This window comes from Pseudomonas sp. P4_C3, assembly GCF_056402075.1.
Map to the genome: position 1 here is coordinate 1 of NZ_JBFUIC010000098.1, position 17,021 is coordinate 17,021.

A 17,021-nucleotide genomic window follows, 5' to 3' on the forward strand; every position below is an offset into this window, starting at 1 on the left:
CAAGGTGATCAGGTCAAGTTCATCAACGAAGACATCGACAACACGCACCGGATTAGTCTCGCTGACGTAATCGTCCAGGCTCTCGGGGAGCAGGGTCCTTTGACCTCGGTGTTCACCTTGAATGAAGCGTTTCATGGGCAACCCTTGCGATGAAATCCTGGGAAATCATAGCAAGGGTTTGCTTTGGAGTTTTTACACACTCTGGGCCGTGCGCGGCTAACCCGGCATCCATGCCGGGTTGCCCACTGCGCAGAACCTGCGCTCGGCCTCACGAGGGGGCGTGCACCGCAACAGCACCGCGAGGCGAGCTAACGCTCGACCTCGTTGTTTGGTGGTGCACGCGTTCCCCTGTAGGAGCTGCCGRAGGYTCGGGCCGCGTTCGGACGATCTTTTGATCTTGCTTTTGCGATCTGGATATTGCTGAAGATCAAGATCAAAAAGATCGCAGCCTGCAGCAGCCCCTACAGATATTTCGTTATATGTGTTCCCCGGGATTCCGTGAAGTACCCAAAAAAAACAGATGATGGCCAGTGTAAGCCTGAGGTGTTCACCTTCACGAAAGGGCCAACACCTTTGCTCGCTGGCTGGTAGCCCCCCTCAATCCTCAGCCTGCGACAAAGGCCTGGCCACCTGCTCCAACGCTCGACGCTCCGCAGCCACCCCCCAAATCGCCTGCACCACCGCCGCCACACACATTAGTGCAGCGCCTGTCAGATAACCAATCAACAGACTGCTGCGCTGCTGGGTCTGGATCAGTTGGCCAAACAACATCGGCCCGATGATGCCGCCCAGGCCAGTGCCAAAGGCGTAAAACACGGCGATGGCCAAGGCGCGGATTTCCAGTGGGAAGGTTTCCGCCACGGTCAGGTAGGCCGAGCTGGCCGCTGCCGAGGCGAAAAAAAAGATCACCATCCACGCCGCGGCTTGCTGGGTGACATCCAGCCAACCCTGCTGGAAGGCATAGCCATTGAGCGCCAGCAACACCCCCGACATCGCGTAGGTGAAGCTGATCATCACGCGTCGGCCGATCACGTCGAACAGGCGCCCCAACAGCAGCGGCCCGCAGAAATTGCCCAGTGCCAAGGGCAATACATACCAACCTACATGCTCGACAGGCACCTGGTAAAAATCGGTGAGCACCAGCGCATAGGTGAAGAGGATCGCGTTGTAAAAGAAGGCCTGTGCGGTCAACAGGGTCATCCCCACCAGCGCGCTGCGCCTGAATCTGATGAACAGGGTATGGAAGACCTCGGCCAGCGGCGTATGGTCCCGCGCGTGCAGACGCAGTGGTTTGCTGGTCACCGCCGACAGTTCATGGCCTTGTTCGCGCAGACGCGCTTCGATGCCTTCGACGATGCCTCGCGCCTCATCGCGCTGACCGTGGATCAGCAGCCAGCGCGGCACCGAGCACTGCGCCGGCGATGTAGATGCCGCCGGCCAAGCCGATATCGAAGTTGCTCATGCGCAGCTCGGGGCTGTTTTTCAGCGCGCCGGACACCGAGCCGGCCAGGGTCACTTCCAGGCCGTCGAGCAACCAGGTGATTCCCAGCGCGAACACTAGCAAAGAGTGAAAGCGGCCCCACGGCAAGCGGTCCAGGCGTGCTGGAAGATGGGTTTCGAATATCGCGACGGGCTCCCGGCTATGCAGCTGTTGGTGGGTCATCGCTACAACATTGTCATGTGCACTACCTTGTGAGTTAGGAGTCAGCCCGCGGATCGGGAGTTCAAAGTTCCGCTGCCAGGTTGCACACGCTCTAAATGAAGCCAGGACTGGTGCCTTACCGTACGCGAGCTATGCTGCCCTTCAGTAAGTCCCTGCCCGCAGCGAGCGCCTGACCTCAGCCTGTATGGCATAAGCCGGCGCCTCCACGGCATTGAAATCCTGCGTGTATCGCTGGGCAAATCCCAACACCCCCCACTCCTGATACTGCTGCACATGTTTGAGTTCGTGAGCCCAGAGCGCGATGTCCTGTTCTGCCGATTGAGCGTCCCGGAACAGGATGATGTCGATCAGCGTTACGGCACCGACATCGGGGTTTTGCAGCATGGCGGTGGCGGCGTTGAATTGGCCGTTGTCGCTGATTTTGTAGCGCGCGGTATCGAGGACGCTGGGGGCGTACCAGTGCAGTAGCTGCTCGCGGATGTGCGGTGGAATGGGTTGGATGCCGGCGTTGGCTGCTTCAGCACGCGCTTGGGTCAGCCACAGCGCCAGCCCGGGCGCCGCGATCTGGTAGATGTCATCAGGCACCACGTCTGGCAGGCAGATGCAGTCGTCCAGGCACACTTGCTTCTCGCCAGCCGGGCAGCCGTTGGTTTGGGCTGGCACTTCAAGTGTCAGGCAAAGAACAAGCAGCGCCACCAGGCGCGTGGTGATGGGCGGCATTGGGCGCTCCGGGCAGCGGACAGTGGTGAACCAATTATGGGCCAGGCTACCCGTTCGTCCCTATGCCGGTCAGGCACCCGAGTCAATCATTGACCTGCAGTTCATGCAGAAGAAGCTCCAGTGAATCCGGGGCTGCGCAATGACTTTTTTCCGAGCGTTGTTCATCCCATGGCATAGCGTCATCGGTGCAGAAATCTCCAATACACGCCATGCTCAGCCCGACATCGAGAAGTCCAAGCGGAATCCAGAAATAGGGTGTTTCGCGAAGAACATTAGGCACGGTCGAGCCACATCGCGAGCAAAAGTCATTTCTGTACCCGCTGGTTTTGCGCCAACCCGTGATCGCCTCTTGCCCTTCTTCCCATCGAAAGTCGCGAGCGTTGACCAGCGTGGCGAGATTATGGCCGACCCCGGTTTGCTTGCGGCACAGGGTGCAATGGCAGCGATAAAAAAATCGTGGTTCAACCGCCAGGGAAAAGCGTACAGCCCCGCAAAGACATTGCCCTGATGCCATGACTCTCTCCCTTGAAAAATGATTCATCCGTGTTTGCTCCTGCCATGAAATGTCCTCGATCCCTAGTGATCGAGCAGTGAACTCGCCAACAGCGCCTTCAAACCCATCGGCCTGGCAAAATGATAACCCTGGGCCTGCCCCGCCCCCATTTCGCGCAGCAGGTCCAGCGTCGCTTCATCCTCGACGCCTTCGGCCACCACACTCAGGTCCAGCGATTCGGCCATCCGCACAATCGCCCGGACAATCGCGCGACTGCGGGTACTGGTGGTCAGTTCGAGGATGAACGACTTGTCGATTTTCAATCCGCTGAAACGGTATTGATGCACATAGCTCAGGGATGAAAACCCTGCACCGAAGTCATCGAGCACCACCGACATGCCGTTGTCCGCCAGTTGCTGCATGGTTTGTCGGGCAATCGCCGGCTCGGCTACCAGCGCCCCTTCGGTCAGTTCCAGGCAGATCCGTGACGGCGAGACCCGGTGCTGCGCCAACAGTGCCAGCACCTCACTGGCGAAGTCGGGACGCGTCATGCTGTAGCTGGAGCAGTTGACGTGCACCGGCGGCCAATCGGCGTGCCCGGGCTGTGCGAGGATCGCTGCAATGCTGGCAAGCATGTACAGGTCCAGTCGACCGATCAGGCGCAAACCCTCGACATCCGGCAAGAACTCGCCCGGCGCAATCACCCGGCCGCCCGGCTGATGCCAGCGGATCAACGCTTCAAGGGCCAACAGCTCGCCGGTTTCGACGCTGACGATCGGCTGGAAATACGGCAGCAGTTCGTCAGTACGCTTGAGCGCGTTGCGCAAGGCCCCTTCTCGCTCGACCTGGTCCGAGACTTCACGGCGCACTTCCTGGTTGAACACCGCGTAGCTGTCGCGTCCGGCACTCTTGACCCGATACATCGCCGCATCGGCATCGCGCAGCAAGTCGGCGGGCTCGTGATGGAACTGACTGTCGGCGCTGACGATACCGATACTGCAGGACGAGAAAACTTCATGGCCATTGATGAAAAACGGCAGGTCAAACGCCACCAGGATCCGTTCGGCAATTTCGATCATCACGTCCAGCGGCGCCTCGGGAGCCAGCACCGAAAACTCGTCGCCCCCCAGGCGCGCGAGCATGTCGGTGTCGCGCAGGCAACCACGTAAACGGTGGGCCGCCTGCATCAACAGCAGGTCGCCAAAATGGTGGCCGAGGCTGTCGTTCACCATCTTGAAGCGGTCGAGATCGATGAACATCACCGACAGGTGCCCGCCTTCGCTGCCGAACCGCGACCAGGACAGATTGAGGCGCTGTTGCAGGTAGGTGCGATTCGGTAGTCCGGTCAGTGCATCGTGGGAGTTCTCGTGCTGCAACTTGGCATTGGCGTGATCGAGCTCGCGGGTGCGGCTCTGCACCCGGGCTTCCAGCTGGAGGTTGGCGGCATGGATCGCTTCGGCGGCTGTGCGTCGCGACAACGCTGTGTCGATGTGCCGCGACACGAAGGTCAGCAGCTCCTGGTCACGCTGGGTATAGCTCACCTGCGAGGTATAGCTTTGCACCGCCAGCACGCCTCGCACCACGTCGTCTTCGAACAATGGAATGCCCAGCCAGGAGTAGGAGCGCACAGACTCATGGGCAATTTCGATTTCACCGTGCGCGGACAATCGCTCAGCCTCGCCGGCGTCAATCAGGCAGGCTCGACGCTGACGGATCACGTACTCGGTCAAGCCCCGGCGCCCTCGCCGTGCCGCCGGGCGGGTCGTCTGCCGTTCATCCACATAATAGGGAAACGTCACTTCACCGGTCGCGCCGTCGAACAGGGCAATGTAGAAGTTCTGCGCGAACAGCAGTTCACCGACGATGCCATGCAAGGTCTGGAACAACTCGGCCATGTCGCCAGGCCGGCTCGACAGTTCGGCAATCTGGAACAGCGCGCTCTGCAGATGTTCGGCGCGCTCTCGGTCTGCCACTTCCTGCCTCAAGGCGTCGTTGAGTGCCGAAAGCTCCAGGGTGCGACGCATCACCGTTTCTTCCAGGTCCTCCCGGTGCAGAATCCGGTCCAGCGCCATGGCGACGTGACGGGCTACCACCAGAAACAGCGCGCGGTCTTCGGCGCTGTAGATGCGTGAAACGTCGTAGACCTGCATTGCCAGCATGCCAAACACGTCATCAGAGGCATTTTTCAACGGTGCCCCCATCCAGAACTCGGGACGATCACCCACGCAATAAAAACGGTTTTCGGCCTGAGCCGCGAGAATGCCGGCAGAGTCAATCAGCAACGGCTGGCCAGTGGTCAATACCTGGCCAGTCAACGACAGATGCGCAGGGTCAAGGTATTCGTAGTTCTCGGCCTCCAGGGCATCAGCGTCGATGATGTCGACGTAATACGGGTAGTCGATCTTGCCAGTGCGCGGGTTATACAGCGCGAGATAGAAATTCTCGGCGTCGATCAGGCTGGCCAAAAGCCGGTGAACCCCTACCAGAAACACTGACCGGTCACGGGTCGAACTGGCCAGATAGGTAATTTCATACAGCACACGCTGCGTGATCTGCGCACGGGCAAGGGTATTGGTCTGTAGCTGAATGCCCAGGCGCTGGGCTAGTTCAGCGAGCGCCGGTTGCGCAGCATCGTCGACTGGCGCGAGTAGCCAACCCAGCACACTCTCGCCTCTACCGGTCGGCCAGCGGTGCACGTTGCGGGCCCGGCAAAAGCCTTCAAACTCGTCATTCGCAACGCTTGAAGGCCACTGTACCCGTGGGTCGCCCTGGCCAACCCGATGCATCTGTTCACCGGTGCGGTAAAACACCCAGGCGCTGGAATGGGCCCAGTTGCACGCTGAATCCAGCAATTGTCCGATCGTGTCGTCGCCGCCAGCGTAGGCCATGCCGACAGTATCCGGGTTCTCTATTGGATGAAGTGCGGCAACTTCGCTCGTGCGCGATTGCCATGGGGAGCCGGTCAATGTACGAAAACTCATCAGCGCTCCCTGAGCCCAAAACTGCCGACACTCACTGGCTGATTGCTTGCAATGTGCCATTTGGCTTTCCGTTTAAAGCTTATGGCGGTTTTTTTCAATGATTTTGTTCACTTTGGTGCCAGGTATGAGACGGGCCACAAATTATTCGCTGCTTGTTGCCCAGACAAGCGTTTCTACGGTGATGTGTCGTCTCACAGCAACTCCCCATTAGCTCCCTGCTTTTCAATGACGTTGAACGTATCAGTCGTCGTTGTCATCGCGATCGCGGTAGCGACGGTGATCGCGATCGTAGTCACGACGATGATATTGACGGTCATAACCTTGATCATCGTCCCCTCTTTGGTCGTAGCCACGTCGATGATCATGATCGTGATATCGACCGTACCTTTCTCCGTCATCCCAGTGCGGGCCGCAGCCTCCCAACAAGACGGCGCTGGAAATGGCCACGATCAAGATTACTGCGCGATTCATATGAACGTCCTAAACGTCGGAGGTATGGAATGGTTACAACTATGACCATTCAGTAACTCAATGATTCCTCGGGGAAATACAAACAAGTGATGGTCACTGCCGGCTACCGCGCCATCGAACGCATCAGATTGGTTCCGCGTAAGAGAACTGGCTCGTGGTGCAGGTGTGCAATCTGCTTGAGGCAACCACAACCACCCTGCCCGCGCAGACAGCCTGGGTCTGTCATCAATAGCCAAGGGACTGTCGCCAAATGAAAAGCGCCCCTGATACAGGGGCTATTTAATGGCGGCACTGAAAAAGCCTCTGGCGATCGAGCCGACGTAAGCGACTGCTCCGCCTGAGTCACGAGTTGCCTGGTACGCCAGGCAGGAGAATAACAATATGAAATTCGTGAAGAACCTTCTGGCTGCCGTACCCCTCATGGCGCTGGCCATCGATGCCCAGGCCTATGTATCGAGCCAGGAAGCCGCCCGGCTGGGCACCAGCCTGACGTGGGTGGGTGCCGAAAAGGCCGGTAATGCCGATGGCTCCATCCCGCCCTACAACGGTGGCCTGACCACTGCCCCCGCAAGCTTCAAGACTGGCGACAGCATGCGCCCGGACCCCTTTGCGCACGAAAAACCACTGCTGGTGATCAACGGCAAGAACGTCGATTCGTACAAAGGCATGCTGACCGCCACCACCGTAGCGTTGGCCAGGCGTTACCCCGGCTTTCGCATCGATGTGTATCCGACCCACCGCACTGCATCGCTCCCGCAGGCGGTACTGGACAATAGCCGCCGCAATGCCACTGCCGCCAGGTCCCTCAACGGCGGGATCGCCATCGACAATGTGATGCCCGGCGTGCCGTTCCCGATCCCGCAATCAGGCGCTGAAGCGATGTGGAACTTCCTGCTGCGCTACCAGGGTGTGAACATCCATTCCAAGTACGACTCCTGGAGCGTCGACACGGCGGGCGTACCGAGCCTGGCGGTCACCGGCGAGGCATTCGTCTCCTTCCCGATTTACGAGAACATGTCCAAGCCCTTCAACAGTTCCGACATTTACTATCAGTTGAAACTGTCCTATACCGGACCCGCGCGCCGGGCCGGCGAGTCGATCATGCTCAAGAACGCCACCAACCCGACGCAGTTTCCTGGCCGGGCCTGGCAATACATGCCTGCCCAGCGCCGCGTCAAACAGATTTCGATCCTGGCCTACGACACACCCAACCCCGGTACCGCCCGAGCACTGGAGCTGTATGACTGGACGCTGGTCGGCAAGCAGGAAATGATCGTGCCCTACAACACCTACAAACTGACCTACGCTCGCGATGCCAAATCGCTGACCACGCCAAACTTCATTGCGCCGGACTTCGTACGCTGGGAAAAACACCGGGTCTACGTCGTGGAGGGCAACCTCAAGCCCGGTGCAAACCACATCTACCAGAAGCGCCGCTTTTACCTGGATGAGGACACTTGGGCCGCTGTGGCCTCCGATCAGTACGACACCAGTGGCCAGCTATACCGTGGCTCCTTCGCTTTCTTCAGCCAGAGCTATGACCAACAGGTCCCGGACGCCACCCCTTTCATGACGTACGACCTGTCGAAAGGCACCTATAACATCAATGGCGTGGTTGGCCCTCATGGCGGCATCCGCTACATCGAGCCGCTATCGACGGCGCAGTGGGTACCAGAGTCCATGGCGGGCACCGGCATTCGCTAGGTCCGCGGTGATCCAACGCCCGGTCATGCATGACCGATAAATCACAAAGCCCCGGTTCGAAAAAAACCAGGGCTTGAGATTTCGGGTCGGCCTGAGCCCGTTTCAGCACCTGACCGGCGGGATTTCCCTGCCGGCCGACGATAGTGAAATATCAGTTACCCGCAGTCGTCATGGAGATAGGCATCTATCGCTTCCCCTTCATGCAGACGACTGAAAGATAAGCACCCCAGATAACACCAAATAGGGCAAGTATCAGCTCCGGATTGAAAATGCCCTGATTGACCGGCGCCACCAGGATTTCGCTATACAGGCACAAGGCGCCCGCGATCAACGCAAGAAAGTATCCGGTCCGGGTTCTGGTCCGGCGCAGCAACAGAACCTTCTTCAGACCCTCGTCTTTCCATTCTTGAAGGGGCATGCACTGGATCTCTTCCAGCAGCACCACACCCCACAGCAACGCACACAACCAATAGCCTATCATCATGATTTCCTCTAGTTAGAACATTGACTCAACATGAATGCAGCGTGCACTCCTTGCTCAACTTACGAATATCGATTCCGGAGTCTTTTCTGTATGTCTCGCGAAGAGCAGCACGGCTAGAAAGTCGTGTTCTTTGCTGATTGGTTCCATGGGGTACTGCTCCCATTTGGTGATAATTGCCAGCAGGAAAAATCTTCTGGTAACAGAGACTTGGCCAAACGCTCCAACATGCGGCGCAGGATGGCCAGTTCATGGTTCTTGTCGTAGAAGGCGTAGGCTCCCGCTTTTGTGAAGTACTTCCAATGTGTCGGATCAGCGCAATTGCTGACCACTATGACTTTTGTCAGCGGATACTCGGCTGCGACCACACGCAATACTTCCATGCCATGACCGTCGCCGAGGTTGACGTCCAGCAGGACGACATCGGGCGGTTCACGCCGGATGGCGGCGATGGCGGTCGAAGCGCGGTGAAACGCCCCGGCAAGCGACAGGCCCGCGATCCGCGACGACACCGTGCGCCACAGCGCTGGCACGACGTTCGAATCCTCAACGACAAACAGGCGCAGAGGGCTTGAATCTCTGGTTGGTATCAGTGCAGTCAATGGTTCTGTGTTGGTGACCTGCATGATTTCACCTCTCTTTTTTGACATAGCTGTACAAGACGCTGACGAAGACAACTCCATTCAGCGGACGAAATCTTGCGCAGGGGTAACTATGCTCAAGTAGAACGGAATCGACTATCGACGTTAGCTGGACTTCTTTGTGGAGATATCGGCCAAGAGCTTGTAGTGATTCCACTACAAGCAGGCTGGATCGGGTGACGGGGCGTTCTAAGTCAACAGGCCGTTTTCGAGTGCATAGCGGGCGAGTTTCGCGTTGCTGTCCATCCCTGTTTTTTCCAGGATGCGTGCCCGGTACGTCGTGACCGTACTCGGGCTCAAGTGCAATATCTCAGCGATGCGGACAATTCTCTCGCCTGAAGCGAGGAGCTTTAGTACTTCAAGCTCCCGGTCGGATAGCGCTTCGTGGGGTGCCCCGTCGCTTCTACCGATAGCGTTGACCAGTTTTTCTGCCAGCTCAGGACTGACGTGCTTGCCGCCTGAGGCCACCTTGCGAACTGCCGTAACCAGGGTGGCTGCAGAAATATCTTTGGTGAGGTATCCCGCTGCGCCGTGCTTGATTGCGCGTAACGCATAGGCCTCGACCGAATGCATGCTCAACATCAAAACCGCGAGCTTGGGCTTCTCTGCACGCATGAGCTTGAGGAGTTGGAGGCCGGTTTTATCGGGCAGCTGAATATCTACCAGCGCCACGTCGAAATCCTGCTCCCGGACCAGGCGCATTGCGTCTTGTGCCGTCTCTGCTTCGCCCATTACGTCGATCTCGCCGGCAGTCTCCAGCATGCGTCGCACGCCGCTACGCACGATGCTGTGATCATCTACCAGCAAGACTCTGATTTTGTGGTCAACCATCTGTATTTTCCATTCACCAGTGGCCAGCAAGCCATGGAATCTGCTGCAGCGTTTGACGTTAGCAGGCACAGAGCACACTTGCACTTTTTGCCTCAGCCGTCAGTGCTCACTTCTCCGGACTGCCGGTGCTGTCGCTTGGAACGGCCTGTTCCCGGCCAATTTCCCCAGGATCCGGGGCATTGCGCCAACCTTGCTAATATTTCGTAAGCCAACGCTCCGTTTCAGCATGGTCAATACTGCAATGCCGGCTCCTGCATAACGCCTTGCGCGTGGCATCCATCTTGACTGGACATAGACATGGCCACAGTGACGACACCGATCGAAGTTTTCGACATGAAGACGTTGCTGGCAGCGCTGAAGGCGTTGCGCAATGGTGACTTCACCACGCGTATGCCGCAAGACTGGACCGGCATGCCGGGCAAGATCGCCGACACGCTCAACGAGATCATCGACATGGCGGCCGACACCGCCACCGAATTCGAACGCGTGGCGCGACTGATCGGCAAGCAGGGCAAGGTCGATGAGCGTATCCAATTGCCGATGATGAAAGGTTCATGGCAAAAGATCGTCAACTCGAGCAATGCGCTGACCAGCGACCTCATCAGCCCGATGAGCGAGATGATTCGCGTTATCGGTTCGGTTGCCGAGGGTAATCTGAGCCAGCAGGTACCACCGGTACTCGACGGCCTGAAACTGCGGGGTCAGTTCCTCAAATCCGCCAGGATCGTGAACACCATGGTGACGCGGCTGGGCTCCTTCGCATCCGAGGTGACCCGCGTGGCGCGCGAAGTCGGCACTGAAGGGATTCTCGGTGGGCAGGCCAATGTCAAAGGGGTGTCCGGCACCTGGAAAGACCTGACCGACTCCGTCAACGACATGGCCGCCAATCTGACCACCCAGATGCGCAACATCGCTTACGTGACGACCGCGGTGGCCAAAGGCGATCTGGGCAAGACGATTACCGTCGAAGTCAGGGGTGAGATTCTCGAGCTGAAAAACACCATCAACACGATGGTCGGCCAGCTCTCGAGCTTCGCTGCGGAGGTGACCCGCGTGGCGCTGGAAGTCGGTACCGAAGGCAAGTTGGGCGGTCAGGCGCAAGTGCGCGGCGCATCAGGCACCTGGCGCGACCTGACCGAATCGGTCAACGGCATGGCGGCCAACCTGACCACCCAGGTACGCAACCTCGCACAGGTGACGACGGCGGTGGCGCGCGGCGACCTCGGCAAGAAAATTACCGTTGAAGCCAAGGGCGAGATTCTCGAACTGAAAAACACGATCAACACGATGGTCGACCAGCTCTCCAGCTTCGCCTCGGAGGTGACGCGCGTCGCGCTGGAAGTCGGTACCGAAGGCAAACTGGGCGGACAGGCCGAAGTGACCGGCGTGTCCGGTACCTGGAAGGACTTGACCAATTCGGTCAACGGCATGGCGGCCAACCTGACCACCCAGGTGCGCAACATTGCCGACGTGACGACGGCGGTAGCCAACGGCGACCTGTCACGCAAGATCACAGCCGAAGCGAAAGGTGAAATTCTCCAACTCAAGGAAACCATCAACACCATGGTGGACCAGCTCTCGACCTTTGCCGACGAAGTGACGCGCATGGCTCGCGAAGTGGGGACTGACGGCAAGCTCGGTGGCCAGGCCAGGGTGACGGGCGTCGGTGGAACCTGGAAAGACTTGACCGACTCGGTCAACAGCATGGCCGCCAACCTGACCAATCAGGTGCGCAACATCGCCGACGTGACGACGGCGGTGGCCAAAGGCGACCTGGGGCGCAAGATTACCGTGGAAGCCAAGGGCGAAATCATGGAGTTGAAGAACACCATCAACACCATGGTGGACCAGCTCAACAGCTTTGCCGCCGAAGTGACGCGGGTGGCGCGCGAAGTCGGCACCGAAGGAAAGCTCGGGGGACAGGCACAGGTGCAAGGCGTGTCCGGCACCTGGAGGGACTTGACCGAAAACGTGAACTTCATGGCGGCCAACCTGACCAGCCAGGTGCGAGGCATCGCCAAAGTGGTGACCGCGGTGGCCAACGGCGACATGAAGAAGAAACTGACACTGGAGGCCAAGGGCGAGATCGCCGAACTGGCCGACACTATCAACGGTATGACCGATACGCTGGCGCTGTTCTCTGACCAGGTGACTTCGGTGGCGCGTGAAGTGGGGGTCGAGGGCAAACTGGGGGGCCAGGCCAACGTGCCGGGTGCTGCCGGCACCTGGCGCGATCTGACCGACAACGTGAACGGTCTGGCGGCCAACCTGACCAATCAGGTGCGCGCAATTGCCGACGTGGCGACTGCCGTGACCAAGGGCGATCTGACCCGTTACGTGGAGGTGGAAGCAAAGGGTGAAGTGGCGGAGTTGAAGGACAACGTCAACGAGATGATCCGCAACCTGCGGGAAACCACGCGGCAAAACGCGGAGCAGGATTGGCTCAAGAGCAATCTCGCGAAATTCAACCGCCTGCTGCAGGGCCAGCGCGATCTGGCGGCAGTCTCCAAGATGGTGCTGTCTGAACTGGCTCCACTGATCAACGCCCAGCACGGTGTGTTCTACATGATGAACGAGAACCCGCCCGATCCTGCGAAACTCAAACTGCTGTCCGCTTATGCGTACAAGGGAAACATCAATGTGAACGATGAGTGGCGGCTCGGCGAGGGCCTGGTCGGGCAATGCGCTTACGAGAAGCGGCGCATCCTGCTGACCGATGTACCCGCCAATTACGTCGCGATTTCATCGGGACTGGGTGCGGCCGCCCCGCTGAATATCATCGTGTTGCCGATCCTGTTCGAGAACAAGGTCAAGGCCGTCGTCGAAATGGCTTCGTTCACGCGCTACAGCATCATTCATCAAACCTTCCTTGATCAGCTTGCTGAATCGATTGGTATCGTGCTCAACACGATCGAAGCCAATATGCGTACCGAAGAACTGCTCAAGCAGTCGCAATCGCTGGCGCAGGAGCTGCAAAGGCAACAAGAAGAATTGAGACAGACCAACGAGGAACTGGGGGACAAGGCTGGACTGCTGGCGGAGCAGAAAGCCGAAGTCGAGCGCAAGAACCGCGAAGTCGAAATCACCAAGCTGTCGCTGGAGGAGAAGGCGGAGCAGCTGATGCTGACCTCGAAGTACAAGTCCGAATTCCTCTCCAGTATGTCCCATGAGCTCAGAACGCCATTGAACAGCTTGCTGATCCTGGCCCGGCAACTCAGCGACAACGCGGAACACAATCTCACGCCCAGGCAGGTCGAATATGCCAAGACCATCCGTAGCGCGGGCAAAGACCTGCTGGAGCTGATCGACGAGATTCTCTATCTGTCCAAGATCGAGTCGGGTACGGTCACACTGGATTTGAATGAAGCGCTGTTCGCCGATCTGCACGACCAGATCGAACGCACCTTCCGGCCGGTCGCCGAAAGCCGAGGCCTGGACTTCACGATTGAACTGGCGCCTACCCTGCCCCCCTTCATCTTGACCGACGAAAAGCGCCTGCTGCAGGTGGTCAAGAACCTGCTGTCCAACGCCTTCAAGTTCACTGAGCAAGGCAGTGTCAAGATCAGCATCGAACCCGCTGTGTCCGGGTGGAGCGTGGATCACAGCGAACTCAATAGCGCCGATGCGGTGGTCGCCTTCGTGGTCACCGACACCGGCATTGGCGTATCTGCCGGCAAGCAGAAGCTCATCTTCGAAGCATTCCAGCAAGCAGATACCGGAACCTCACGAAAATACGGCGGCACCGGCCTCGGCCTGTCAATCAGCCGCGAGCTGGCACACCGACTGGGCGGTGAGCTGCGGCTGATCCCCGGTGAGATCGGCAAGGGCAGTACTTTCGCGCTGTACGTACCCTTGCGTACACAGGATGCCCAGCGTCAAACGCTGGACGAGTCAGCGACAGAGACAGTACCTGGCCAAGTCAGGCGCGACCTCATGTCAGGCCCGTCTGCACAGATACCGGACGACCGCGAGTCTGTCCAACCCGGGGACCAGGTGCTGCTGATGCTCGAGGGCGACGCCCGATTCGCCAGCATTCTGCTCGAGGCCGCGCACCAGAAGGGGTTCAGGGCTATCGTCACGACCCGTGGCGCGGATGCACTGGAGCTTGTCGAGCGCTTCAAACCCGCCGCGATCACACTGGACCCGGGCCTGACGGACATCGATGGTTGGTCGCTACTCGAGCAGTTGAAGCGCAATTTCGCCACGCGTCACATCCCGGTCCAGATCATCTCGACCGCTGACGACCACACACGCGGGTTGCGCTATGGCGCTTTCGACTATCTGCTCAAGCCGGTCACAGCCGACGAGATTCAAAATGCGCTGGTCGGCATCGTGGCATTCGCTCGGCGCAAGACCAGGAACCTGTTGCTCATCGACGGCGACGAAGAGAACCGCGCCCGCATCCTCGATCTACTCGGCAACACCGACGTGAAGATCGAAACGACCGCCAGTGGCGCTGAAGCCTTGAAGAAACTGGCAAAGAAACGCTACGACTGCATGGCAATCAATCTCAAACTGCCCGACGCATCCGGCATCAGCTTTCTCGAGGCGTTGCAGGAAGACCACGCCATGCGTGAATTGCCGATCGTCGTCTATGGTGCAGAGACACTGACCAAGCCGGAACACGAGCGTTTCAGGACACTGCTCGGCAAGGGCGTCATCAAGGCAGTTCAGTCCCCCGAGCGCATACTCGACGAAACCGCGCTGTTTCTACACCGCGTCGTAGCCAGGCTGTCGCAGACCCAGCGCAGGATGCTGGAAAAACTCTATGCGGGTTCGGACAGTCTGGAGGGTAAAAAGGCCCTGGTGGTCGACGATGATGTGCGCAATATTTTTGCCCTGACCAGCGTGCTCGAGTGCAACAAAATGCTGGTGGCCACGGCCGAAAACGGCCGAACCGCCATAGAACTGCTGCAGCAGCAGCCCGATACCGACATCGTGCTGATGGACATCATGATGCCCGGGATGGATGGCTTTGAAACCATGCGCCAGATCCGTACATTCAAGAGATTTGAAACCCTGCCCATGATTGCGCTGACCGCCAAGGCGATGATGGGTGACCGTGAAAAATGCCTCGAGGCAGGAGCATCGGACTATGTCAGCAAGCCAGTGGATACCGAACAGCTGCTGTCACTGATGCGCAAATGGCTCTATCGATGACGCTGTACCGCGCTCATTGCGCGCCAGCGCAAACCGAAGTGACATAAATATGCAGCAGGAACCCCCGGTATTCAATGAGAGAGCCCAGGTGCGGCACCCGCTCCCGCCTGATGGCGTGCCAGCATCCGTGTTACTGGTGGATGACAATCGCGCCAAGCTTACGGCGCTCGCCGCAGTGATTGCCGACATGGGCCTCGATATTGCCACGGCGACTTCCGGGCGCGAGGCGCTGCGCCTGCTATTGCAGCGCGACTTCGCCGTCATTCTGCTTGACGTGAAAATGCCAGTGATGGACGGCTTTGAAACCGCTGCACTCATTCACGGCCGCCCGAAGTCGGCCCACACGCCCATTATCTTCGTCACAGCCGAGGCCGAAACGGATTCCGAGCGTTTCCGCGGTTATACGTCCGGCGCAGTGGATTACATCTTCTCGCCGATTGTGGCCGCGGTTCTTCGCGCCAAGATCCGGGTGTTTGTCGACCTGTTCTACCTGCAACGCAAACTGACGATGCAGGCCGAAGAATTGCTGCAATCGAAGCTGCAGCTGCGTGAACTGGCCTCCTATCAGGAGCACATCAAGGAAGAAGAGCGAAAGCGGATCGCACGCGACATCCATGACGAGCTGGGACAGAGTCTGCTGGCGTTGCGAATCGACGTCTCCATGTTGCAGGCGCGCACCAGTACCCTGCACCCCAAGCTCAACGAAAAGGCCAGCGATGCTCTGAATCACCTCGATACAGCCATCCGTAGTGTCCGCAGCATCATCAATGATCTTCGGCCGCCCGTACTCGATCTGGGATTGCAGGCAGCGATCGAGTGGCAACTTGAAGAGTTCCGGCAGCGCAGCGCGATCGATTGCACGATGTCGGCGAAAGACGAGAATTTGCGTTGCGATCTGAATGAAAAATCCGCCACGACGCTGTTCCGCATCGTGCAGGAATCGCTGTCGAATATTGCCCGGCACGCGCAAGCGACACAGGTGCATATCGAACTCTACAAGGAGGGTCGCCGGCTTTACCTGCAGATCAAGGACAATGGCGTCGGCATGACGGACCGCAAAAAATTGAACTCGTTCGGATTGGTGGGAATGAAGGAACGCATCAGCATGCTCGGCGGAGAATTCACGATCGACAGCGCACCGGACAAAGGAACGAGATTAACGATATCGCTGCCACTCGACTGACCCGGATGGCATTGAAATGCTATGGCCCGGGCCCATCGGGCGGGCCAACCAGATTGCTGGCACCTCTGCCGGACCGATAGCCGGATCAGAAAGTGGCCATTTCTCTTGACCCAAACACTGCGCACAATCGCACCCGTTACTGGGGGATATTCCCCGTCAGCGGGGCTTTCATCCGGGCTGCTCATACGCTGGCTTAAAGCCAGCGGACAAGGGGGGCGTGGCGTAGAGCTATTAGTCACTTCCTGTCATTTTTGGCGGGAAAGTTGCATCGCTCCCATCCCGGCTCGAAATCAAATTTTTCGCCCGCCCGGCAAGTAGCGGTGGCTCGTTGCTCATGTATTGCCACGCGCTCTGAGGAACCCGTCAGAGGTGTTTGCGATGAAACTGGATGCCGGAAGGTTGAAACCTGGTCCATTGTCCCAAACCAGGCTGGCGCTGAGCATCTCTGCTGCCGTGATCATGTTGGGGCTGGGCTTGTCCCAGGCCCGGGCAGTCCCCCTCGACAACACCGATCCACCGCCTCCTACCGACCCATCGGCGTTCACCAATCCGCCCGCCGACCCCGATGCCGCATTGCGGGACTTGCTCAAGCTGCCTCCCGCAAACGTCGGCGCCTTCGACTTGCCCAATGGTGTGACCGGTAACCGTCAGACCCCTTTGATCGACAATGTGCTGCCACCCGATCTGCAAACC

The 17,021-nt window shown here is 58.7% G+C and carries 11 protein-coding genes and 2 pseudogenes; 4 read left to right on the top strand and 9 right to left on the bottom strand.

All coding sequences use genetic code 11. The features are described from left to right. The 6 genes and pseudogenes from AC1DVH_RS16705 to AC1DVH_RS16730 form a co-directional block, all read right to left on the bottom strand. On the bottom strand, positions 1–135 hold a 135-nt coding region (locus AC1DVH_RS16705), incomplete at its 3' end, for a hypothetical protein (protein ID WP_477754749.1). Positions 136–597: 462 nt separating this feature from the next. Further along, positions 598–1,663 (bottom strand): annotated as a pseudogene (locus AC1DVH_RS16710) (MFS transporter). 141 nt (positions 1,664–1,804) lie between these two features. Next, complete coding sequence (locus tag AC1DVH_RS16715) at positions 1,805–2,383, bottom strand: eCIS core domain-containing protein (RefSeq protein ID WP_477754740.1); 579 nt, start codon at positions 2,381–2,383, stop codon at positions 1,805–1,807. Between the two features lie 82 nt (positions 2,384–2,465). Further along, on the bottom strand, positions 2,466–2,897 hold the full coding sequence (locus AC1DVH_RS16720; protein ID WP_477754750.1) for a GFA family protein: 432 nt from the start codon (positions 2,895–2,897) through the stop codon (positions 2,466–2,468). Positions 2,898–2,959: 62 nt separating this feature from the next. Next, positions 2,960–5,857, bottom strand: coding sequence for a sensor domain-containing phosphodiesterase (locus tag AC1DVH_RS16725; protein ID WP_477754741.1), 2,898 nt, complete (start codon positions 5,855–5,857; stop codon positions 2,960–2,962). 240 nt (positions 5,858–6,097) lie between these two features. Continuing rightward, positions 6,098–6,328: a hypothetical protein gene (locus AC1DVH_RS16730; protein WP_477754742.1), complete on the bottom strand. Its 231-nt coding sequence runs from the start codon at positions 6,326–6,328 to the stop codon at positions 6,098–6,100. A gap of 381 nt (positions 6,329–6,709) precedes the next feature. On the opposite strand from AC1DVH_RS16730, the gene AC1DVH_RS16735 reads away from it, so the two are divergent. Further along, positions 6,710–8,032: a DUF1329 domain-containing protein gene (locus tag AC1DVH_RS16735; RefSeq protein WP_477754743.1), complete on the top strand. Its 1,323-nt coding sequence runs from the start codon at positions 6,710–6,712 to the stop codon at positions 8,030–8,032. Between the two features lie 184 nt (positions 8,033–8,216). Here the strand turns inward: AC1DVH_RS16735 and AC1DVH_RS16740 are convergent, their stop codons facing one another. From AC1DVH_RS16740 to AC1DVH_RS16750, 3 genes are all read right to left on the bottom strand, one after another. Continuing rightward, positions 8,217–8,516, bottom strand: coding sequence for a hypothetical protein (locus tag AC1DVH_RS16740; RefSeq protein WP_477754744.1), 300 nt, complete (start codon positions 8,514–8,516; stop codon positions 8,217–8,219). Positions 8,517–8,629: 113 nt separating this feature from the next. Further along, complete coding sequence (locus AC1DVH_RS16745; protein WP_477754745.1) at positions 8,630–9,139, bottom strand: response regulator; 510 nt, start codon at positions 9,137–9,139, stop codon at positions 8,630–8,632. Between the two features lie 204 nt (positions 9,140–9,343). Next, a complete protein-coding gene (locus tag AC1DVH_RS16750; protein ID WP_477754746.1) occupies positions 9,344–9,985 on the bottom strand; it encodes a response regulator in 642 nt (213 codons plus the stop codon). Positions 9,986–10,282: 297 nt separating this feature from the next. Here AC1DVH_RS16750 and AC1DVH_RS16755 point away from each other — a divergent pair, with 297 nt between their 5' ends. The 3 genes and pseudogenes from AC1DVH_RS16755 to AC1DVH_RS16765 all read left to right on the top strand — a co-directional run. Then, a complete protein-coding gene (locus tag AC1DVH_RS16755) occupies positions 10,283–15,145 on the top strand; it encodes a response regulator (RefSeq protein WP_477754747.1) in 4,863 nt (1,620 codons plus the stop codon). A 49-nt stretch (positions 15,146–15,194) separates the two neighbouring features. Then, positions 15,195–16,328 carry an ATP-binding response regulator gene (locus AC1DVH_RS16760; protein WP_477754748.1) on the top strand — a complete coding sequence of 378 codons (1,134 nt, stop codon included), beginning with the start codon at positions 15,195–15,197 and terminating at the stop codon, positions 16,326–16,328. 378 nt (positions 16,329–16,706) lie between these two features. Then, positions 16,707–17,021 (top strand): annotated as a pseudogene (locus AC1DVH_RS16765) (copper oxidase); the annotation flags it as partial.